Source organism: Enterobacter sp. FB, assembly GCF_000805795.1.
In the GTDB taxonomy this organism is placed as follows: Bacteria; Pseudomonadota; Gammaproteobacteria; order Enterobacterales; family Enterobacteriaceae; genus Enterobacter; species Enterobacter roggenkampii.
Map to the genome: position 1 here is coordinate 624,473 of NZ_JSZC01000013.1, position 17,033 is coordinate 641,505.

17 protein-coding genes are annotated in these 17,033 nt (G+C 56.2%); 15 read left to right on the forward strand and 2 right to left on the reverse strand.

Annotated elements, in window-relative coordinates:
• Positions 1-106 precede the first annotated feature (106 nt).
• Positions 107-730, forward strand: a complete 624-nt coding sequence (locus PI91_RS09845) for a helix-turn-helix domain-containing protein (protein ID WP_023292914.1) — start codon at positions 107-109, stop codon at positions 728-730.
• Here the strand turns inward: PI91_RS09845 and PI91_RS09850 are convergent, their stop codons facing one another.
• Together PI91_RS09850 and PI91_RS09855 are read right to left on the reverse strand one after the other, a co-directional pair.
• Positions 731-1,363, reverse strand: coding sequence for a hypothetical protein (locus PI91_RS09850; RefSeq protein WP_032674442.1), 633 nt, complete (start codon positions 1,361-1,363; stop codon positions 731-733). It lies immediately after the preceding gene.
• Positions 1,363-2,928, reverse strand: a complete 1,566-nt coding sequence (locus PI91_RS09855) for an ExeA family protein (protein ID WP_039266054.1) — start codon at positions 2,926-2,928, stop codon at positions 1,363-1,365. Before PI91_RS09855 ends, PI91_RS09850 begins: the two co-directional genes overlap by 1 nt.
• On the opposite strand from PI91_RS09855, the gene PI91_RS26005 reads away from it, so the two are divergent.
• The 14 genes from PI91_RS26005 (at position 2,914) to PI91_RS09920 (ending at position 16,948) form a co-directional block, all read left to right on the forward strand.
• Positions 2,914-3,279 (forward strand): hypothetical protein, encoded by a 366-nt coding sequence (locus PI91_RS26005; protein WP_157841586.1) that lies wholly within the window; start codon positions 2,914-2,916, stop codon positions 3,277-3,279. The genes PI91_RS09855 and PI91_RS26005 overlap by 15 nt on opposite strands.
• Entirely contained in the window at positions 3,230-3,961 is a 732-nt protein-coding gene (gspC, locus tag PI91_RS09860) for a type II secretion system protein GspC (RefSeq protein WP_039266055.1), read from the forward strand. The genes PI91_RS26005 and gspC overlap by 50 nt, the downstream gene beginning before the upstream one ends.
• A 13-nt stretch (positions 3,962-3,974) precedes the next feature.
• Positions 3,975-5,897, forward strand: a complete 1,923-nt coding sequence (gene gspD / locus PI91_RS09865; protein WP_023343662.1) for a type II secretion system secretin GspD — start codon at positions 3,975-3,977, stop codon at positions 5,895-5,897.
• 14 nt (positions 5,898-5,911) lie between these two features.
• Positions 5,912-7,390: a type II secretion system ATPase GspE gene (gene gspE / locus PI91_RS09870; RefSeq protein WP_039266056.1), complete on the forward strand. Its 1,479-nt coding sequence runs from the start codon at positions 5,912-5,914 to the stop codon at positions 7,388-7,390.
• The gene (gene gspF, locus PI91_RS09875; RefSeq protein ID WP_023343664.1) at positions 7,390-8,598 is read left to right on the forward strand and encodes a type II secretion system inner membrane protein GspF; all 1,209 of its coding nucleotides are present in this window, start codon (positions 7,390-7,392) and stop codon (positions 8,596-8,598) included. The genes gspE and gspF overlap by 1 nt, the downstream gene beginning before the upstream one ends.
• A gap of 3 nt (positions 8,599-8,601) precedes the next feature.
• The gene (gspG, locus tag PI91_RS09880; protein WP_008500018.1) at positions 8,602-9,051 is read left to right on the forward strand and encodes a type II secretion system major pseudopilin GspG; all 450 of its coding nucleotides are present in this window, start codon (positions 8,602-8,604) and stop codon (positions 9,049-9,051) included.
• The gene (gene gspH, locus PI91_RS09885) at positions 9,051-9,536 is read left to right on the forward strand and encodes a type II secretion system minor pseudopilin GspH (protein ID WP_008500017.1); all 486 of its coding nucleotides are present in this window, start codon (positions 9,051-9,053) and stop codon (positions 9,534-9,536) included. The genes gspG and gspH overlap by 1 nt, the downstream gene beginning before the upstream one ends.
• Entirely contained in the window at positions 9,529-9,912 is a 384-nt protein-coding gene (gene gspI, locus PI91_RS09890; RefSeq protein WP_023292909.1) for a type II secretion system minor pseudopilin GspI, read from the forward strand. Before gspH ends, gspI begins: the two co-directional genes overlap by 8 nt.
• A complete protein-coding gene (gene gspJ / locus PI91_RS09895; protein WP_039266057.1) occupies positions 9,909-10,538 on the forward strand; it encodes a type II secretion system minor pseudopilin GspJ in 630 nt (209 codons plus the stop codon). Before gspI ends, gspJ begins: the two co-directional genes overlap by 4 nt.
• Positions 10,535-11,545, forward strand: a complete 1,011-nt coding sequence (gene gspK / locus PI91_RS09900) for a type II secretion system minor pseudopilin GspK (RefSeq protein ID WP_039266058.1) — start codon at positions 10,535-10,537, stop codon at positions 11,543-11,545. The genes gspJ and gspK overlap by 4 nt, the downstream gene beginning before the upstream one ends.
• 15 nt (positions 11,546-11,560) lie before the next feature.
• Entirely contained in the window at positions 11,561-12,703 is a 1,143-nt protein-coding gene (gene gspL / locus PI91_RS09905) for a type II secretion system protein GspL (RefSeq protein ID WP_032656399.1), read from the forward strand.
• Positions 12,700-13,185: a type II secretion system protein GspM gene (gene gspM, locus PI91_RS09910; RefSeq protein ID WP_021240906.1), complete on the forward strand. Its 486-nt coding sequence runs from the start codon at positions 12,700-12,702 to the stop codon at positions 13,183-13,185. Before gspL ends, gspM begins: the two co-directional genes overlap by 4 nt.
• The gene (locus PI91_RS09915; protein WP_023326999.1) at positions 13,182-13,979 is read left to right on the forward strand and encodes an A24 family peptidase; all 798 of its coding nucleotides are present in this window, start codon (positions 13,182-13,184) and stop codon (positions 13,977-13,979) included. Before gspM ends, PI91_RS09915 begins: the two co-directional genes overlap by 4 nt.
• Before the next feature lie 257 nt (positions 13,980-14,236).
• On the forward strand, positions 14,237-16,948 hold the full coding sequence (locus tag PI91_RS09920) for a glycosyl hydrolase family 18 protein (RefSeq protein WP_039266059.1): 2,712 nt from the start codon (positions 14,237-14,239) through the stop codon (positions 16,946-16,948).
• Positions 16,949-17,033: the final 85 nt, after the last annotated feature.

Here is a 17,033-nt window from a genome sequence, read left to right on the forward strand (position 1 = left end):
TTATCACTTCTCCTTGAAGTTTTTTATCAGGATTATACGAATAGTTTCGGTGGTTCCACCGTGGCCATTTTTTATCTAAAATTTACATCTTAATTCGGGTATAACAATGTTAAGCATTTACGGCAGAAAATTACGTCCTCATCATGAAATAGAAAAAATCATTTCCGCAACGGAAGGATTTGAAGAAAAATCGTTAAAGAAATGGCAAAAAATTTCCACCGTCGATAATGAATTTATTCATATTATCGTCAGCGGTGAAGTGGAATTCCGCCGCGAATCCGACGAGCTCTGCTTGTTCACCCTGCAGGGGCAGTGCATTTTTGGACTCTCTTCCATTTTTTATCATTCGTCCCATATGTATGGCCTGGTCCGCTCGAATACCGTGGTGCGCTCGATTCCGAAAAGCGTTTTCTCTCAACTGATGACCGAGAAAGGCTTGTGGCCTGAACTCACCAAGGTGCTGGCCTGGTATATCTGTCTCCTGAGCAAGCGCGATGACGTGCTGGTTGCCCGCAGCGCCTATTCTGTCGTGCGCGAATTTTTGCTGGAAATTAATGAACTGATTGTACATCATCAACGCGATATTAATGTTTATGATTATATTCAGGAATACACCAGCCTGGCACGCAGTACGATTATAAAAATCCTCTCCGATCTGAAAAAAGGTCAATACATTGTGGTGGAAAAGGGTCGACTCCTTAATATCACCAACCTGCCTGAAAAATATTAACTATTCCAGCCGGTCTCCTTTTTTACTTAATGGAGACCGGGAACTTTCTTTATGTAATGCGTCCGCCTGAGTATTATCCTGCGTTTCGTCAACCGGCGGTGCGGGTATTTTCCCTTGCGAATAATCCTGCTCTTGTTCTTTTAACGCCTGCTTAAACAGTTCGGTTAATGATGCGTCGTCACCCTCCGTGCGGGGGGAGACGGCATCGTCGTGCGCTTCCGTTCCGGGGAGGGTATCCCGCGAGGTATCGTGCGGCACCGTGCCGTCAGGCATCTGCTGCCAGTCGGCGTCGTCGCTGTTAATTGGCAGATCCTGCATGGCAGGGACGTCGGCCTGCACCGGGACGGGTTTCGGGTGCGGATGCGGGAACGGCTTGCTCACGTACACGTAGTGCATATCGGTAAGCTGCGTCTCGGGCTTCGCCACGTTCACTTTTTTTACCGGCTCCGGCGCAGGGTGGCGCAGTTGCCAGTATACGTGGGCGTACAGCCCCGCCATCAGCATGACGCAGAGGCTTACTATTCCTAAAAAGGCGTTAGAAGCGATTTTTCTCAGGCGGGGAATGCGGTACGAAAACCAGACCGCCTCCCCGGAAACGTAGCTGCGCTGAGCCGCAAGACAGATGGTAGACATTAGGAATGCTTCTCCTGCGTTTTCGCGTCCGGTGCGGCATGGGGGGGCTGAAGCAGCACGCTCGGCGTGGTGTTAGTGTCGCGCATCAACTGCATCAGCGTCTCTTCACCCGGGATACCGTCGACGCGCAGATGCATTTTTTGCTGGAACTCGCGGGTGCGTTTCATCATCTCCGTCGTCCAGGTTTGAGCGTGGGTTTCCGGCTCGGCAAGGGCCTGGCTCAGCTGCTGATCCAGCCACCCCATGTCCTTCGCATCGCTGGTGGCGCTGATGGCGTCTTTGCCTTCCGGCGTCAGGCGGTGGAGCTGGGTATAATTGCCGGTGGCATGCTGGTTAAACCAGTGACGGCTTACCTGCCAGGTGCGGTTATTCATCAGCAGGTCGAGTGAGTTATCCCCGACGCGGGCGACCACGGCATAGTTAAGGTGGTTGCCGGTTTTCAGTTCACTCACCCACGGATACCCTTCCTGGGCCAGCGCGTCCGGTGAGGCATTTCCCTGCTTACACATCAGGTTCACCTTCGCGGCGTTCTGGCACAGGGCATCGTCCGCCGAGGCGTCATACCCCCACATCAGATAGAGCTGATGCATCGCATCCGGCTGATTAACCACCTCGTTGTCGATAGCCGGCACCACCGGCGCCTGCTCGATGGGCGTCTGCTGTTTCCAGCTCGCGGGCACCGGCAGTTGAATCGGAAGTCTTGCTCCGATCGAGGAGGTCAAATACCAGCCGCAGGCAGCGAACAGCACGGAGGCGAACAGCCCCACGGTAGCCAGGCGCATACCGTGTTTTTTCGCAGGCAGGATCTCGCCGGCCGCCAGGCGCAGATGACGCGGGCTAACCTGTTCTGCGCGTTCGGCCCAGGCGGCGAGCATCGACAGGTGCGCCAGCTCGTTCAGCTTGCTGATATTCCCTTTGGTCAGCGCATGCATTTTACGTACGCGCGCCGGGGTCAACGGCGAGTGCTCACACCCGTGCGTTTCACACTGCGCCTGAACGTAGCTGAGAAACTCGCGGCAGGTAAGGGGTCGCAGAGTGTGGCAGGTATGCGCATATTCACGCAGTTCAGACTGCTGCATCAGAACGGCTTCCCGATCCGCTGCACCCATCAGTACGACGGACAGACGAAACTCCAGCTCCTGCGCGCGCGTCAGCAGCAGAGCCAGCACCTCCCGACAGGTCTCTTTCATGGCATCGGTATGGCTAATCACCAGCACTTTCGTCCTGCTTTTTCCCCCCTGCCACTGGTGCAGGATGGCATCCACCGCCTGAAGCCGGTTTTTGCTCTCTTTCGTTCCCGGGTTGAGTTTATACAGCAGGCTACTGGCACTCAGTTTTGGAAACGCGTTGATGGCAATAACGTCAGGGGTTGCGGATTTCAGGGCGTCGCTGAACTGGCCCAGCAGCGGGGCATCGTCTGCAAAGAGCCCAATAATCCCCGCCTGTTGGGTTTTCTCTTTCAGCAGGTTGAAAATATCCTGGTGATACGGCACGAAGAAATCGCCCGAGGCGCGGGTAATTTTTCGAAAAGGCGGGTGATTAAATTTAAAATGACTCTGATACATAACGACTTACCGTCTCTGGGCATGAATAGCAATGGTCCAGAAAAGTACGGCAAGGGTGCGTCATGGTCAATTTACGGGCAGGGTAAAAATAACCTGTCGGCTTCTTCTAACACTGGTTTTTTTGGCGGTCAATCTTTTTCTTTATCAAAGTTAACGGCGAAGCAGGTGGTCGATTGTCAGGCCGCTAATTACTATTTATGTCACATATTGGCGCAGCATGACGCTGCTTATTTCCGCTTTGCTAAAGGCCAGATGAATAATGAGGCTCTCACTTTTTTCACGGTGGATAACGCCCTGTATTATGTTTGTATTGCTGATTTTTTGCGGTCAGCAAGGCTACGTCATTTTTAAAGATTATAAAAAAGTGACGAATAAACTCGCGAACGCAGCGGCGAAACCGCAAAGAAAACGTCAGGAAGAAAAGACATTTTCACTTTTCACCGCCGCCGTGCGTCAGGACAACCTGCCAGCAGCCGGAAAAGCCCCGCTCGCTGCCGAAATTGAGGGGATCGTCCGCAGCGACGATGCCTGGTTGTCCTTCGCCGTGATCAAAACGCCGGGTGGTCAAAAGAGCTATCGCGAAGGCGAAGCGCTGACCGGTTTTAACGATGCCTTTATTCAGGAAATAAACAAAGACAATGTGGTGGTTAATTACGAAGGTGCTACGCAGGTACTGGCGTTAAATAAACCTGACTATTTTAAGGGCGGCGTTGACAGCGGCCCGATAACCCAATCGACGAAAGATGCTGGTGCTGAAAGCGTGCATCTGGATGATTATCTGGTGTTAAAGCCACTTATCGAAAAGGGCCAGCTGGAAGGCTACAACATTAATCCAAGGAATGCCTCTGACTTCTACAGTCATGCCGGTCTGGAAAAAGGTGATGTGGCGGTAAAAGTCAATTCTGTCGATATGACCGATGCAAAAAAGGCAAAAGATATTATTGCCAACTGGTCGAAAATGAAAGAAGCGGAGGTCGTCGTCAGACGTCACGCTCACCTTGAAAATATTCGGGTCAATGTTCTAAACAATTAACAAGTGTACAGACATGAAGAAATTTCCTTGGGCGTGCGTGGCGCTGACCGCATTGTCGTTATATTCCAGTTCGCTGCTCGCAGCTAACTTTAGCGCCAGCTTTAAAAACACCGATATCCGCGAATTTATTGATACGGTAGGCCGCAATCTGAACAAAACCATTCTGGTCGACCCGTCCGTTCAGGGCACGGTGTCGGTCAGAACCTATAACGTGTTGACGGAAGACGAATATTACCAGTTTTTCCTGAGCGTGCTGGACCTGTACGGCCTGTCGGTGATCCCGATGGATAACGGCATGGTTAAAGTGGTGCGCTCGAGCATTGCCCGCACCGCCGGTGCGCCGCTGGCCGACGGTAAAAATCCGGGCAAAGGCGACGAGATCATCACCCGCGTTGTGCGCATGGAAAACGTGCCTGTTCGCGAGCTGGCGCCGCTGCTGCGTCAGCTCAACGATGCCACCGGCATCGGTAACGTGGTCCACTTTGAGCCGTCCAACGTCCTGCTGCTTACCGGTAAAGCCTCGGTGGTGAACCGCCTGGTGGATCTGGTCCAGCGCGTGGACAAAGACGGTATTCAGCGTCGTGAAATCGTGCCGCTGCGCTTTGCGTCCGCCAAAGAGCTCTCGGAGATGTTGAATAACCTCAACAACGAAGAGCAGAAAGGGCAGAACGCGCCGCAGCTGGCGACCAAAGTGGTGGCCGATGACGAAACCAACAGCCTGGTGATCAGCGGTTCGGAAGATGCGCGCGCGCGGACCCGCTCCCTGATCCATCAGCTGGATCGCGAGCAGAACAACGAGGGGAATACCCGCGTCTTCTATCTCAAGTATGCCAGCGCCACCAAGGTGGTGCCGGTACTCACCGGCATCGGCGAGCAGCTGAAGGACAAGGCCGGCGCGCCGAAGTCGAAAACCGCGCCAGCGTCCAGCGATCTGAACATTACCGCCGACGAAGCAACCAACTCGCTGGTGATTACCGCCCAGCCTAACGTGATGAACTCCCTTGAGAAGGTGATCGACAAGCTCGACATCCGTCGTCCGCAGGTGCTGGTGGAAGCCATCATCGCGGAAGTGCAGGACGGGAACGGCCTGGATCTCGGCGTGCAGTGGACCAGCAAGCACGGCGGCGTGCAGTTCGGCTCCACCGGCCTGCCAATCAGCCAGATTAAAAATGGCACTATGAAAGGGGCGAGCTTCACTGGCCTGGCGACCGGCTTCTTTAACGGTGATTTTGGTGCGCTGGTGACTGCGCTTTCCACCGACGGCAAAAATGACATCCTCTCCACGCCAAGCGTGGTCACGCTGGATAACAAAGAAGCGTCGTTCAACGTGGGCCAGGATGTGCCGGTACTTTCCGGTTCGCAAACCACCAGTGGCGACAACGTCTTTAACTCCGTTGAGCGTAAGACGGTCGGTACCAAGCTGAAAATTGTGCCGCAGATTAACGATGGCGACATGATCCATCTGAAGATTGAGCAGGAAGTCTCCAGCGTCGACAACAGCGCGACGGAAGACTCCAGCCTCGGCCCAACCTTCAATACGCGCACGATCAATAACGAAGTGATGGTCCACAGTGGCCAGACGGTGGTGCTTGGCGGTCTGATGGAAAATGTGACCAAACAGTCCGTGTCCAAAGTGCCGCTGCTCGGCGATATCCCGCTGGTCGGTCAGCTGTTCCGCTACACCTCCCAGGATACCTCCAAGCGCAACCTGATGGTGTTCATTCATACCACCGTTCTGCGTGACGACGACAACTACAGCGCGGCCTCGAAAGAGAAATATGACCAGATCCGGGTGCGCCAGATGCAGCGCGTGGAAGAGAAAAAGCTCGGTATTGTTGAGCCGAGCGACAATGCCGTCCTGCCCGCGTTTCCTTCAGCAAGCCCTCACGCCGCACCGGTGAAAACCCGCGCGACACGCAATCCGTTTAAAGAGTAAGGCGGAGGGGCAACGTGGACGAACTGAGTAAAACACTGTGTAGCAGTAGCTACGCAAAAGATAACGGCGTTCTGCTTTACAACAATGACGTCTATATCCGTGAGGACACCCCGGCGTTAGCACTGCTGGAAGTGCGCCGGGTGTTGGGCCGCGCGTTCGTCCCGGTTACTGTGACGCCGGAAGCGTTTGACGAGATGCTGGCCAAAATCTGGCAGCAGAGCAGCGGCGTTTCACAGCAGCTGGTGGACGACATGGATGCGGATATCGACCTGATGGCGTTAACCGAGGAGATCCCGGATAACGAAGATCTGCTTGATAACGACGAAAACTCGCCGGTGATCCGCCTGATCAACGCCATTCTCGGCGAGGCGGTTAAGGACGGCGCGTCGGATATCCATATCGAAACCTTCGAGCGCACGCTGAGCATTCGCTTTCGCGTTGACGGCGTGCTGCGCCCGGTGCTGCAACCGGCGCGTAAGCTCGCCCCGCTGCTGGTGTCGCGTATCAAGGTGATGTCGAAACTCGACATTGCCGAAAAACGTCTGCCGCAGGATGGCCGTATCTCACTGCGCATTGGCCGCAAGGCGATCGACGTGCGCGTCTCGACCATTCCGTCCCAGTACGGCGAGCGCGTGGTCATGCGCCTGCTCGATAAAAGCAATCTCAAGCCCGACATCAACAAGCTGGGCCTGATCGATGAAGAGCTGGAGAAGTTAAAAGGGCTGATTGAGCGCCCGCACGGCATTATCCTGGTCACCGGGCCGACAGGCTCCGGTAAAAGTACCACCCTGTACGCCATTCTTTCGGCGCTGAACGGCCACGAACGCAACATCCTGACCGTGGAAGACCCGATCGAATATGAGCTGGAAGGGGTGGGGCAGACGCAGGTTAACCCGCGCGTGGACATGACCTTTGCCCGCGGGCTGCGCGCTATTCTGCGTCAGGACCCGGACGTGGTGATGATCGGGGAAATTCGTGACGGTGAAACCGCGCAAATTGCGGTGCAGGCGTCGCTCACCGGTCACCTGGTCATGTCTACGCTGCACACCAACAGCGCCGCCGGGGCGATTACGCGTCTGCGGGACATGGGGCTGGAGTCCTTTTTAATCGGTTCATCGTTGCTCGGTGTCATTGCCCAGCGTCTGGTGCGTCGGCTGTGTACGCACTGCCGGACCACCAGTCCGCTGGATGCCAATGAAAAAGCGCTGTTCAGCTTTATGGACGCGCCGCCAAAAGCCATTTATCGCGCGGTGGGCTGTGAACACTGCCGCCAGAGCGGCTATCAGGGCCGTGCCGGTATTCACGAGTTCCTGGTGGTGGACAGCGCCATGCGCCGCGCCATTCATGAAGATAAAGACGAAATGTCCATCGAGACGCAGCTCTTTAAGCAGGCTTACAGCCTGCGCGAAAACGGGCTGCTGAAGGTGATTAGCGGCGTCACCTCGCTGGAAGAGGTGATGCGTGTGACCGCCGAGCGCGGGGGGGAGGCGTAATGGCCTTCTACGCCTGGACGGCGACGGATGTCGCAGGCAAAACCCAGCGCGGCACGCTGCAGGCCGAGGGGCAAAAGCAGGTTCGCCAGATGTTGCGCGAGCAAAAGCTGATGCCCGTCAGCATCAGCGAAACCCGTGAAGCGGCGTCTGCCGGAAAAGCAAAAACCGGAGCCAGGCTCTCCACGCCGGTGCTGTCGATGTTTACCCGTCAGCTCTCCACGCTGGTCAACGCCGCACTGCCGCTCGAGAGCGCGCTGAAAGCGATCTCGAAGCAAACGGAAGACAAAAAGCTGGCGGCAATGGTGGTGGAGATCCGCGAGAAGGTGGTGGAAGGTCACACCCTGTTCGACGCCTTCAGCCAGTTCCCGCGCACCTTTGACAAGCTCTACTGCACGCTGGTGATGGCCGGTGAAAAGACCGGCCACCTGGGCGACGTGCTGGAGAAGCTGGCGGAGTACAACGAGCAGCGCCAGAAGATGAAGAGCAAGCTGACGCAGGCGATGGTCTACCCGATTACCCTCACCGTGGTCGCCATCGCGGTCATCAGCATTCTGCTGGTGGCGGTGGTGCCGCAGGTGATCGAGCAGTTCACCCACATGAAGCAGCAGCTGCCGATCACCACCCGCACGCTGATTGCGGTGAGCGATTTCCTGCAGGCGTACGGGATCTACATCGTGGGGATCCTCGGCGGCGGGTTTGTTGGCTTTAAGACCTGGCTCAGAAACGCCAAAAACCGTTTTCGCTGGCACAGCTGGCTGGTGAACGGCTCGCCGATTAAAAAGCTGGTGTGCGCGATCAACAGCGCCCGCTATATCCGCACGCTCAGCATCCTGCAGGCGAGCAGCGTGCCGCTGCTTGAAGGGATGTATATCGCGATGGACGGTATCGAAAACCTCTACGCCCGGCAGGTGCTGGAGCAGGCGGCGGATACCGTGCGTCAGGGGGCCTCGCTCTATGCCGCGCTGGAGCAGGCGAAATTATTCCCGCCCACCATGCTGTACATGATTGCCTCCGGCGAAGAGAGCGGCGAGTTAGGCAACTTAATGGACCGCGCGGCGGAGAACCAGGAGTCGGCGCTACAGCATCGTATTACGTTAACGCTCTCGGTATTTGAACCGGCGCTGGTGGTCTCCATGGCGACGATTGTTTTATTCATCGTGCTGTCAATATTACAGCCGCTTCTGCAACTTAATAATATGGTAGGTTAAATCATGGCTATAAAAACAAAACGTCTGGCTCGCCAGGCGGGGTTCACCTTGCTCGAATTAATGGTGGTGATCGTTATTCTCGGCGTTTTAGCGAGTATGGTGGTGCCCAATTTAATGGGTAATAAAGAAAAAGCGGACGCGCAAAAGGCGACCAGCGATATTGTTGCGCTCGAAGGCTCGCTGGATATGTATAAGCTCGATAACCACCGCTACCCAACGACCGAGCAGGGGCTGCAGGCGCTGGTGACCAAGCCTGAGATCGCGCCTATTCCCAACGGCTACCGCGCCGACGGCTATATTCGCCGCCTGCCGCAGGATCCGTGGGGCAACGATTATCTGCTCGTCAGCCCGGGTGAACACGGCGCCGTAGACGTCTTCTCTGCCGGTCCTGATGGCGAAGCCAACACCGCAGACGATATTACGAACTGGTCTCTGGATAAGAAAGAGAAATAATGAAGAATCAACGCGGCTTTACGTTGCTGGAAATTATTCTGGCGCTGGTGATATTTGCCAGTTGCGCCATGATGGTTGTCTCAACAATACCCTCACGCAGCGGTGCGGATATATTTGGTCAGCAATTAAAAGCCCTCGTTGATTATGGTTCAGACCGCGCGGTCATGGACGGAAATATTGTCGGGCTGGTGATCGCTACCGATAAATATCAGCTGGTCACGCTCGACGATAAAAACGGCGAACGTCACTGGGTGCCGTTATCCGCCGGCCGTATTACCACGAAGGGCGATTTCCCGGAAGAGATGCACGTGTCGCTCTCGCCTCAGCGTCTGGCGGCTAACGTCGAGGCCGACCCCCAGATCCTCTTTCTGCCGGACGGTGAGATTGGCCGTTTTACGCTGACGCTGCAAAGTTACGACAAACAGCATCACTTCCGCGTGGTGTCGCAGGGCGCGGCCCCGGTTTCGGTAGAGAACGATGACTAAAGGCAAGGTTAAGCAGAACGGGATGACGCTCCTGGAGGTGATGGTGGCGCTGGTCATTTTCTCCACCGCCGCGCTGGCGCTGATGAATTCCGTCTCCCTGAACGTGCGCTTCACCCATGGGCTGGCCGAAACGCTGCAGGCCAGCTGGGTTGCAGAAAATCAGCTGGCTGAAGCCCAGCTTAGCAAAACCGATTTTCCCGATGCCGAGGAGCAGGGGACGGAAATCATGGGGGGGCGCAGCTGGTACTGGCATAAGCAGCGGGTGAAAACCGCCAATAGCGGTTGGGCCAATGCCATCCGCGTTTACGCCGAAGGCGATAAAAGCCAGCCGGTCATTTCGCTTCAGATCATTGGGCCGGGAGAAGAGAGCAAGTGAAGACGAGCCGACGCCAGCGCGGTTTTACCCTGCTGGAGATCATGATTGCGCTGACCATTTTTGCGGTCATCAGCACCCTGGCCTGGCAAATTCTCGACGGCGCGATGCGCACCAGTTCGGCAACCGATACCCGCGCGGCGAAGCTTAATCAGCTTCAGCGTGCCTGGAGCCTGATGGAGCGCGATTTTTTCCAGCTGCAGGCGCGGGCGCCGCGCAACGCGCCGGATCTGTTTTTACAGGTTGGCGATGCCGTGGAATTTACCACGCTGAACGGCGTGAGTGGCACGGTCCAGCTGGAGCGCGTGCGCTGGCGGCTGGAAGAAGGGCGTCTGTATCGCGACGTCTGGCCGGTGATTGACAGCCCGGCGGACGTCAAACCCGATGAAGTGCCTATCGTCAGCGAGGTGAAAGCGATGCAGTGGCGGTTTTATCACCAGGGCTGGCAAAAAAGCTGGGGTGACTCTGCCCATCTGCCAGACGGCGTGGAGCTTACGCTGACCATGGAAAATGGCGACACCTGGCGCTGGGTGTTTACCACGCCGGGAGAGATACCAGAAGCGGTGGCACCGGCGGCAGAAAACGCGCCTGCCCCGCAAAATGCGCCTGCGCCGGACGTGAAGCCATGAGCCGGGTCCATCAGCAACGCGGTGTTGCCCTGCTGGTTGTGCTGATCCTGCTGGTCATGATGTCGGCCCTGGCGGCCAAAATCAGCCAGCAGTTCTGCCGTAATTTGCAGAAAACCCACTATCAGGTGAGCCAGCAGCAGCTGCGCTGGGCAATGCAGGCGCAGGAAAAAGTGGTGAAAGACCGGTTGCAGAACGACGCCAGCGGCGAGAGCAAACCGCTCGACCCGGCGGGCGACTGGCACCAGCCGCTGGAGACGCAGGGTGAAGACTATACGGTGGTCAGCCAGGTCGACGACGCGCAGGACTGCTTCAACGTCAATAACCTGCTGGCCGCAGACAAAGTGGCTCAGGATCAAAATGCGTCAACCGTGCCGGAAAAACCGCGAAAAGAGAAGATTGTCGAGCAGATCCTGACGGACGGCGGCATCAGCCAGACGGCGGCGGAAGAAATTTATCAGCAGCTGGTGGATTATCTCGACGGCGACGCCACGACGGTGAAAGAGGGCGCGGAGATGGACGCCTGGTCTGGCGTAGTGCCGGCGCGTCAGCCTGCGAATCAGATGATGCGCACCCTTGCTGAGATCAAGCTGCTGCCGGCGTTTCCTGCTGCAGCGTACCCGAAAGTGAGCAAGCTGTTATGCGCGCTGCCGGACGCGGCCAGCAAGGTGGATGTCAATACCCTGACGCCGGAGCAGGCGCCCTTACTGGCAGCCCTGTTCCCGGGAAAACTCACCGCGGACGATGCCGTACGCCTGATTGCGTCGCGGCCGGAAACCGGCTGGGAAAGTATGGACGTCTTCAGCAAAGCGCTGGAACAGGCCTTCCCGCAGTTGAAGGAAGAGTTGCCGCAGGTGGCCGGGCTGCTCTCCATCAACAGCCGGTATTTTCGCGTCAACTACACCGGCAATACCGATGAGTTAACGCTTCGCGTGGTGAGCCAGCTTCAGGTGAATAACGAAGCCGGTGAAATTGTGACGTGGCAACGTCGTTACCGAATGATTGAATAAGAAAAGTAGAACGCTATGAAACAGGTCCTTTTTGTTCGTCCCGACAGCCGTGAGGACGGGAAAATCATGTGGTGTGAGTCGGGAAGCGAACAGGTTACAACCCTGGACACCCCGCAGGCGCTGCATACCCTTGCCGACCATCCTCTGGCTGCGCGCGTGTGTCTGCTGCTGCCCGCCAGTGAGATGATCTTCCGCCACTTTACGCTGCCGAAGAAAATGGCGTCGCAGGCGACCGCCTTCTCGTGGATGGCGGAGGAGACTCTGATTGGTGAGGTGGACGATCTCCACTGGACGGTGCTGAACAAAAAAGGCGCCGAGGTGGACGCCGTGGCGATAGATTCCGCCCGCCTGCAGCAGTGGCTGACCCGCTTTCACGAGGCGGGCCTGAAGGTCATTCAGGTCCTGCCTGACGCCTGGCTGCTGCCGGTCACGGCGGGTGGAAGCACGCTGGTTGCGCGGGAAGAGAACTACTGGTTGCGCTTGTCCCCGCATATCGCCTGTAACGTTGAGGTTGGCCTGTTGCCGCTGCTGATGCAAAAAGCCGGAGAGGGCGAGGTCCGCTGCTACGGGGACATCCCGCCGGGCATTGAGGTTGACGAACAGCTGGCGGCAGAACATCCGCTGGTGCTGATCCAGCCGCAGTGGCGGGCGTGCCGCGTCAACGTGCTGCACGGTGCGTTCAGCGCGAAAGCGACCAGCGCGAGGGCGGCGAAAGGGATGAAGGCCGCCATCGCGGTGATGGGACTTCTCTCACTGGGCCTGCTGCTCGGCCCCCGCATCACCCTGGCGTGGATGCTGGCAGATCGGGAAAATCAGGTGCAGCAGGAGATGGTCGAGCTTTATCAACACCATTTTCCGAGTATGCGTCACCAGACCAACCTTAAGTACCATTTTGGACAGAACATCAAGAAGCAGCCCAAAGGCATTTTTTTGCAGATGGACGAACTGGAAAAGATCCGTCAGTCCGTTCCGTCGATGGAAATTACGCTGTTTGAATATGACGACACGCAGGGAGCCCTGACATTAAGCGTGAGTGCGCAAAACGCGCAGGCATTACAGGAATTCATTCATCAGGCCAGCACGAATTTTGATTTTACGTTACAGCCTATTTCAAAGGACGCGCCGTATACGGCCATGATTACAGGGAAATATAAATGAAAGCGCGAATTGCACAGTTTACATCTCGTTATCAACAATACAGCACCAGAGAAAAATTCATTTTAAAAATAGCGGCGGGAGCTTTATGCAGCGCCGTCATCTATTACGCAGGGATAATTCCCCTGGATAACATGATAAAAAATAGCCAGGCGACGCTGGCGCGACAAATTGAAACGGTAAATTGGATGAAAACAGAAATTGATAAAAATCATCTGCCGGTGCTACAGGTGAAAACCGATAATCCACGCAGCGTGGTGGAGAACAGCGCGCATGAAATCAACCTGACGCTGACCGATATTCGTCAGGATGGTCAGACTCTGGCCTTTGTCGTGAACCGGGTCAACGTGTATGAATTAAAAAACTGGCTGCGGGAGATGAACCTCGCGTCAGGCGTCAGGCTGGAGAAAATGAACCTCACGCCCGTGGATCACCTGAGCGACGTGAAGGCCGAAATCCAGCTGACCTGGAAAAAAGTGGCATGAACGGGCTGATACTCGTCCGGGAGAGTTATCCCGTCGGGTTTGCCGCGATGAGCGGCGTGTTCGGCGCGATCCTGGGGAGCTTTCTCGGCGTTGTGGTGGATCGCGTGCCGGGGATGGTGCTAGAGGAGGAGAGCCGCAGCAACCTGCTTTTCCCGGCGTCACACTGTCCCGTCTGCCAGCATGCTCTGCGCGCATGGGAGAACATCCCGCTGCTGAGCTGGCTGGCGCTGCGGGGACGCTGTCGTTGCTGCAAGTCGCCGATTCCGCTGCGGTTATTTTTACTCGAGCTGTTGACGGCGGTGTTCTTTGGCCTCACCGCCCGGTGGATACCGGACTTAGCATCCCTTTTCTCGCTGTGGGTGCTGGCGGCCTTTCTGCTGCCGCTGGCGATGATTGACGGACAGCACCAGCTGCTGCCCGACTGCCTGACGCAGCCGCTGCTCTGGGCCGGGCTGCTGTTCCACGCCTTCAGCCACGGGCTGCCCCTGCGTGATGCGCTGCTCGGCGCGGTGGCAGGCTATCTTTCGCTCTGGCTGGTGTACTGGGCGTTTCGTCTGCTTACCCGTCGGGAAGGGCTGGGCTACGGCGATTTCAAGCTGCTGGCGGCGCTGGGCGCCTGGTGCGGCTGGCAGTCACTGCCTGCAATTGAATTAATTGCCGCATTAAGTGGCATAGTGGGCTATTTGCTATTAAATAAATCGAATAAAAATAACCTAACCATCGCTTTCGGACCTTATCTGGCTTTTGCTGGAATAGCGCTCTATACCTGCCAGCTATTTGTGAATACCTATTAAATAACCGGGTCAAGTTTTTTTATCAATATTTTCGACGAGGAAAGAGAAGGACGACCTTTTATCCTCAGTGTATCGTAAAAGGCATAAGCTACACGGATTTTTAGCTTGTATCTTTTAATGGAGGAATACAACGCGTCTTTAAGGTTTGGATAACGGCTGTCTGCGTATTTAAAAACGCACTATGTGAATATCATTCCATGTTCTAAAGGAAGACATGGATCAATTTCGTTTACGAATAAATTTATCAGGAAAGAAAAATGAAATTTATTAAGCCTAAATATCTGGCGCTCTTTATTGCAGCGGCAACCGGTTCTGCATTCGCTGCTGCGCCAGGTGCGCCGACCATCGGCTCCGGCAATGACAAATTTGCGCTGGTCGAGGTGGATCAGGCCGCGCAGGATTACAACAGCCTCGTCAAGGTACATAACGACGGCGTGGATGTGAAAGTCGAGTGGAACGTGTGGAGCGGCGACGCGCCAACCTCTGCAAAAGTGCTGCTGGATGGTAAAACCGTGTGGACCGGCGCAGCTGGTGCAAGCGGCTCAGCCACCTTTAAAGTGAAAAAGGGCGGACGTTATCAGGAGCAGGTGGAAGTCTGTAATGCCAGCGGCTGTACCAAAAGCGCCAGCAAGCTGATCATCGTGGCGGACACCGACGGCAGCCATCTGCTGCCGCTGAACGCGCCGCTGCAGGAGAACAACAAAACGTTCGCCAAACATACTGATAAAGTGGTTGCGGCGTATTTCCCTGAATGGGGCGTTTACGATCGTAACTTCCCGGTTGATAAAATCCCGGCAGCGAACCTTAACCACATCCTCTATGGCTTCATTCCAATCTGTGGCGGCGACGGCATCAACGATGGCCTGAAAACCGTTGAAGGCGGTAACAGCTTCTCCGTACTGCAGCGCGACTGCGCGGGTCGTCCGGACTATACCGTCGCCATTCACGATCCGTGGGCTGCGCTGCAAAAACCGCAGTCTGGCGTCTCCAACTGGGACGACCCGTACAAAGGTAACTTTGGCCAGCTGATGGCGCTGAAAAAAGCGCATCCGGACCTGAAAGTGCTGCCATCCATCGGTGGCTGGACGCTGTCCGATCCGTTCTTCCACATGGGCGACCCGGCAATCCGTGCCCGCTTCGTCTCCTCTGTGAAAGATTTCCTGCAGACCTGGAAGTTCTTTGACGGTGTGGATATCGACTGGGAATTCCCTGGCGGCGGCGGCGTGAGCGAACACCTGGGTAACCCGCAGCAGGATAAAGCGACGTATACCGCCCTGATGCATGACCTGCGCACCATGCTGAACGAGCTGTCTGCACAGACTGGCCGTACCTATGAACTGACCAGCGCCATCGGTGCGGGCCGCGATAAGATCGAAGACGTGGATTACACCGCTGCTCAGCAGTACCTCGACCACATCTTCCTGATGAGCTATGACTTCTACGGCGGCTGGAGCAACACCGAGCTGGGCCACCAGGCCGCACTGCGCGCACCGTCATGGCGTCCGGACACAAACTACACCACCGAGAACGGCGTGGACGCGCTGCTTGCTCAGGGCGTACAGCCAGGCAAGATCGTGGTGGGTGCGGGCATGTATGGCCGCGGCTGGACTGGCGTGCATGGCTACACCGGTGACAATCCATTCACGGGTACCGCAACCGGTATGGTGAAAGGTACCTGGGAACCTGGCGTGGTCGACTACCGTCAGATCGTTAACGAGTACAAAGGCAAGCCTGGCTGGGAATATGGTTACGACGCGAATGCTGAAGCGCCATATGTCTTCAATAAGTCTACCGGCGACCTGATCACCTATGAAGATGCACGCTCTACCGCCGCTAAAGGCAAGTATGTGCTGTCGAAAAACCTGGGCGGACTCTTTGCCTGGTCTATTGACTCTGATACTGGCGACATCCTGAACGCGATGAACGAAAGTCTGCTGGGCGGTTCTACCCCGGTCGACCCGGTCGTCACCAACCATGCGCCAATCGCGTCTTCTGCGGATCAGAACGTCTCTGGCCCGGCAACCGTCACGCTTGATGGTTCTGCTTCCAGCGATCCAGACGGCGATGCGATTACCTACAAATGGACCCAGGTTTCTGGCCCATCTGTAACTCTCTCCAACAGCACCAAAGCGAAAGCCACCTTCAACGTTGCGGCAGCAACCAGCGACCAGACCATGGTGTTCCGCCTGACGGTTACGGATGCTAAAGGCCTGAGCAACGCCATTGATGTGCAGGTTGTGAACAAAGCGCCAAAAGCTAACCAGGCGCCAGTCGTGAACGCAATGGAGGCAGTGACGCTGCAGGCAGGAGAAACCTATGCTCTGCACGCGCAGGCTGTGGATCCAGACGGTGATGCGATGACCTTCTCCTGGAGCGTGCCAGCGGATATGCATGCAACCGGTACCGATACCGCGAACGTGACGATCACTGCACCAGACGTTGCCACCACGTCTACCTATACGCTGAGCGTAGTTGTAGGCGACGGCAAAACCAGCGTGCAGTCTAACGTGCAGGTAACCGTGAATCCGAAACCGGCTGACGTTACACCTCCGTCTGATGACGTAACGCCACCCTCTGATGAAGTTACGCCTCCGTCTGATGACGTGACCCCGCCATCTGACGAAGGGTCTGCAACCGGTAGCTGCGATGCGCCTGTCGATGCTAACGCCAGCAAATATGCCGCGTGGGATGCCAGCAAAATCTACAACAGTGGCGATACCGTGAGCTTCGACCATCTGGTGTGGAAAGCGAAGTACTGGACGCAAGGCAACCAGCCTGGCTTCGGTGTGGATGCCTGGGAGCTGGTCAGCAACGTGAAGATGAACTGGCGTTCTGACCTGGTTTATAACGGCGGCGAAACCACAACCTACCAGGGCAACGTTTACCGTGCCAAATGGTGGACCCGCGGTGACAACCCGGCTAACAGCGATGTATGGGTGAAAGAAGGTCCTTCAACAGACTGCAAATAACCTTCTGAACCGTGGATTGCGGGAATGATATCCACCCGCAATAGTTGGTCACACCCCACTTCGGGTGTGACCAACACGTCAGAAT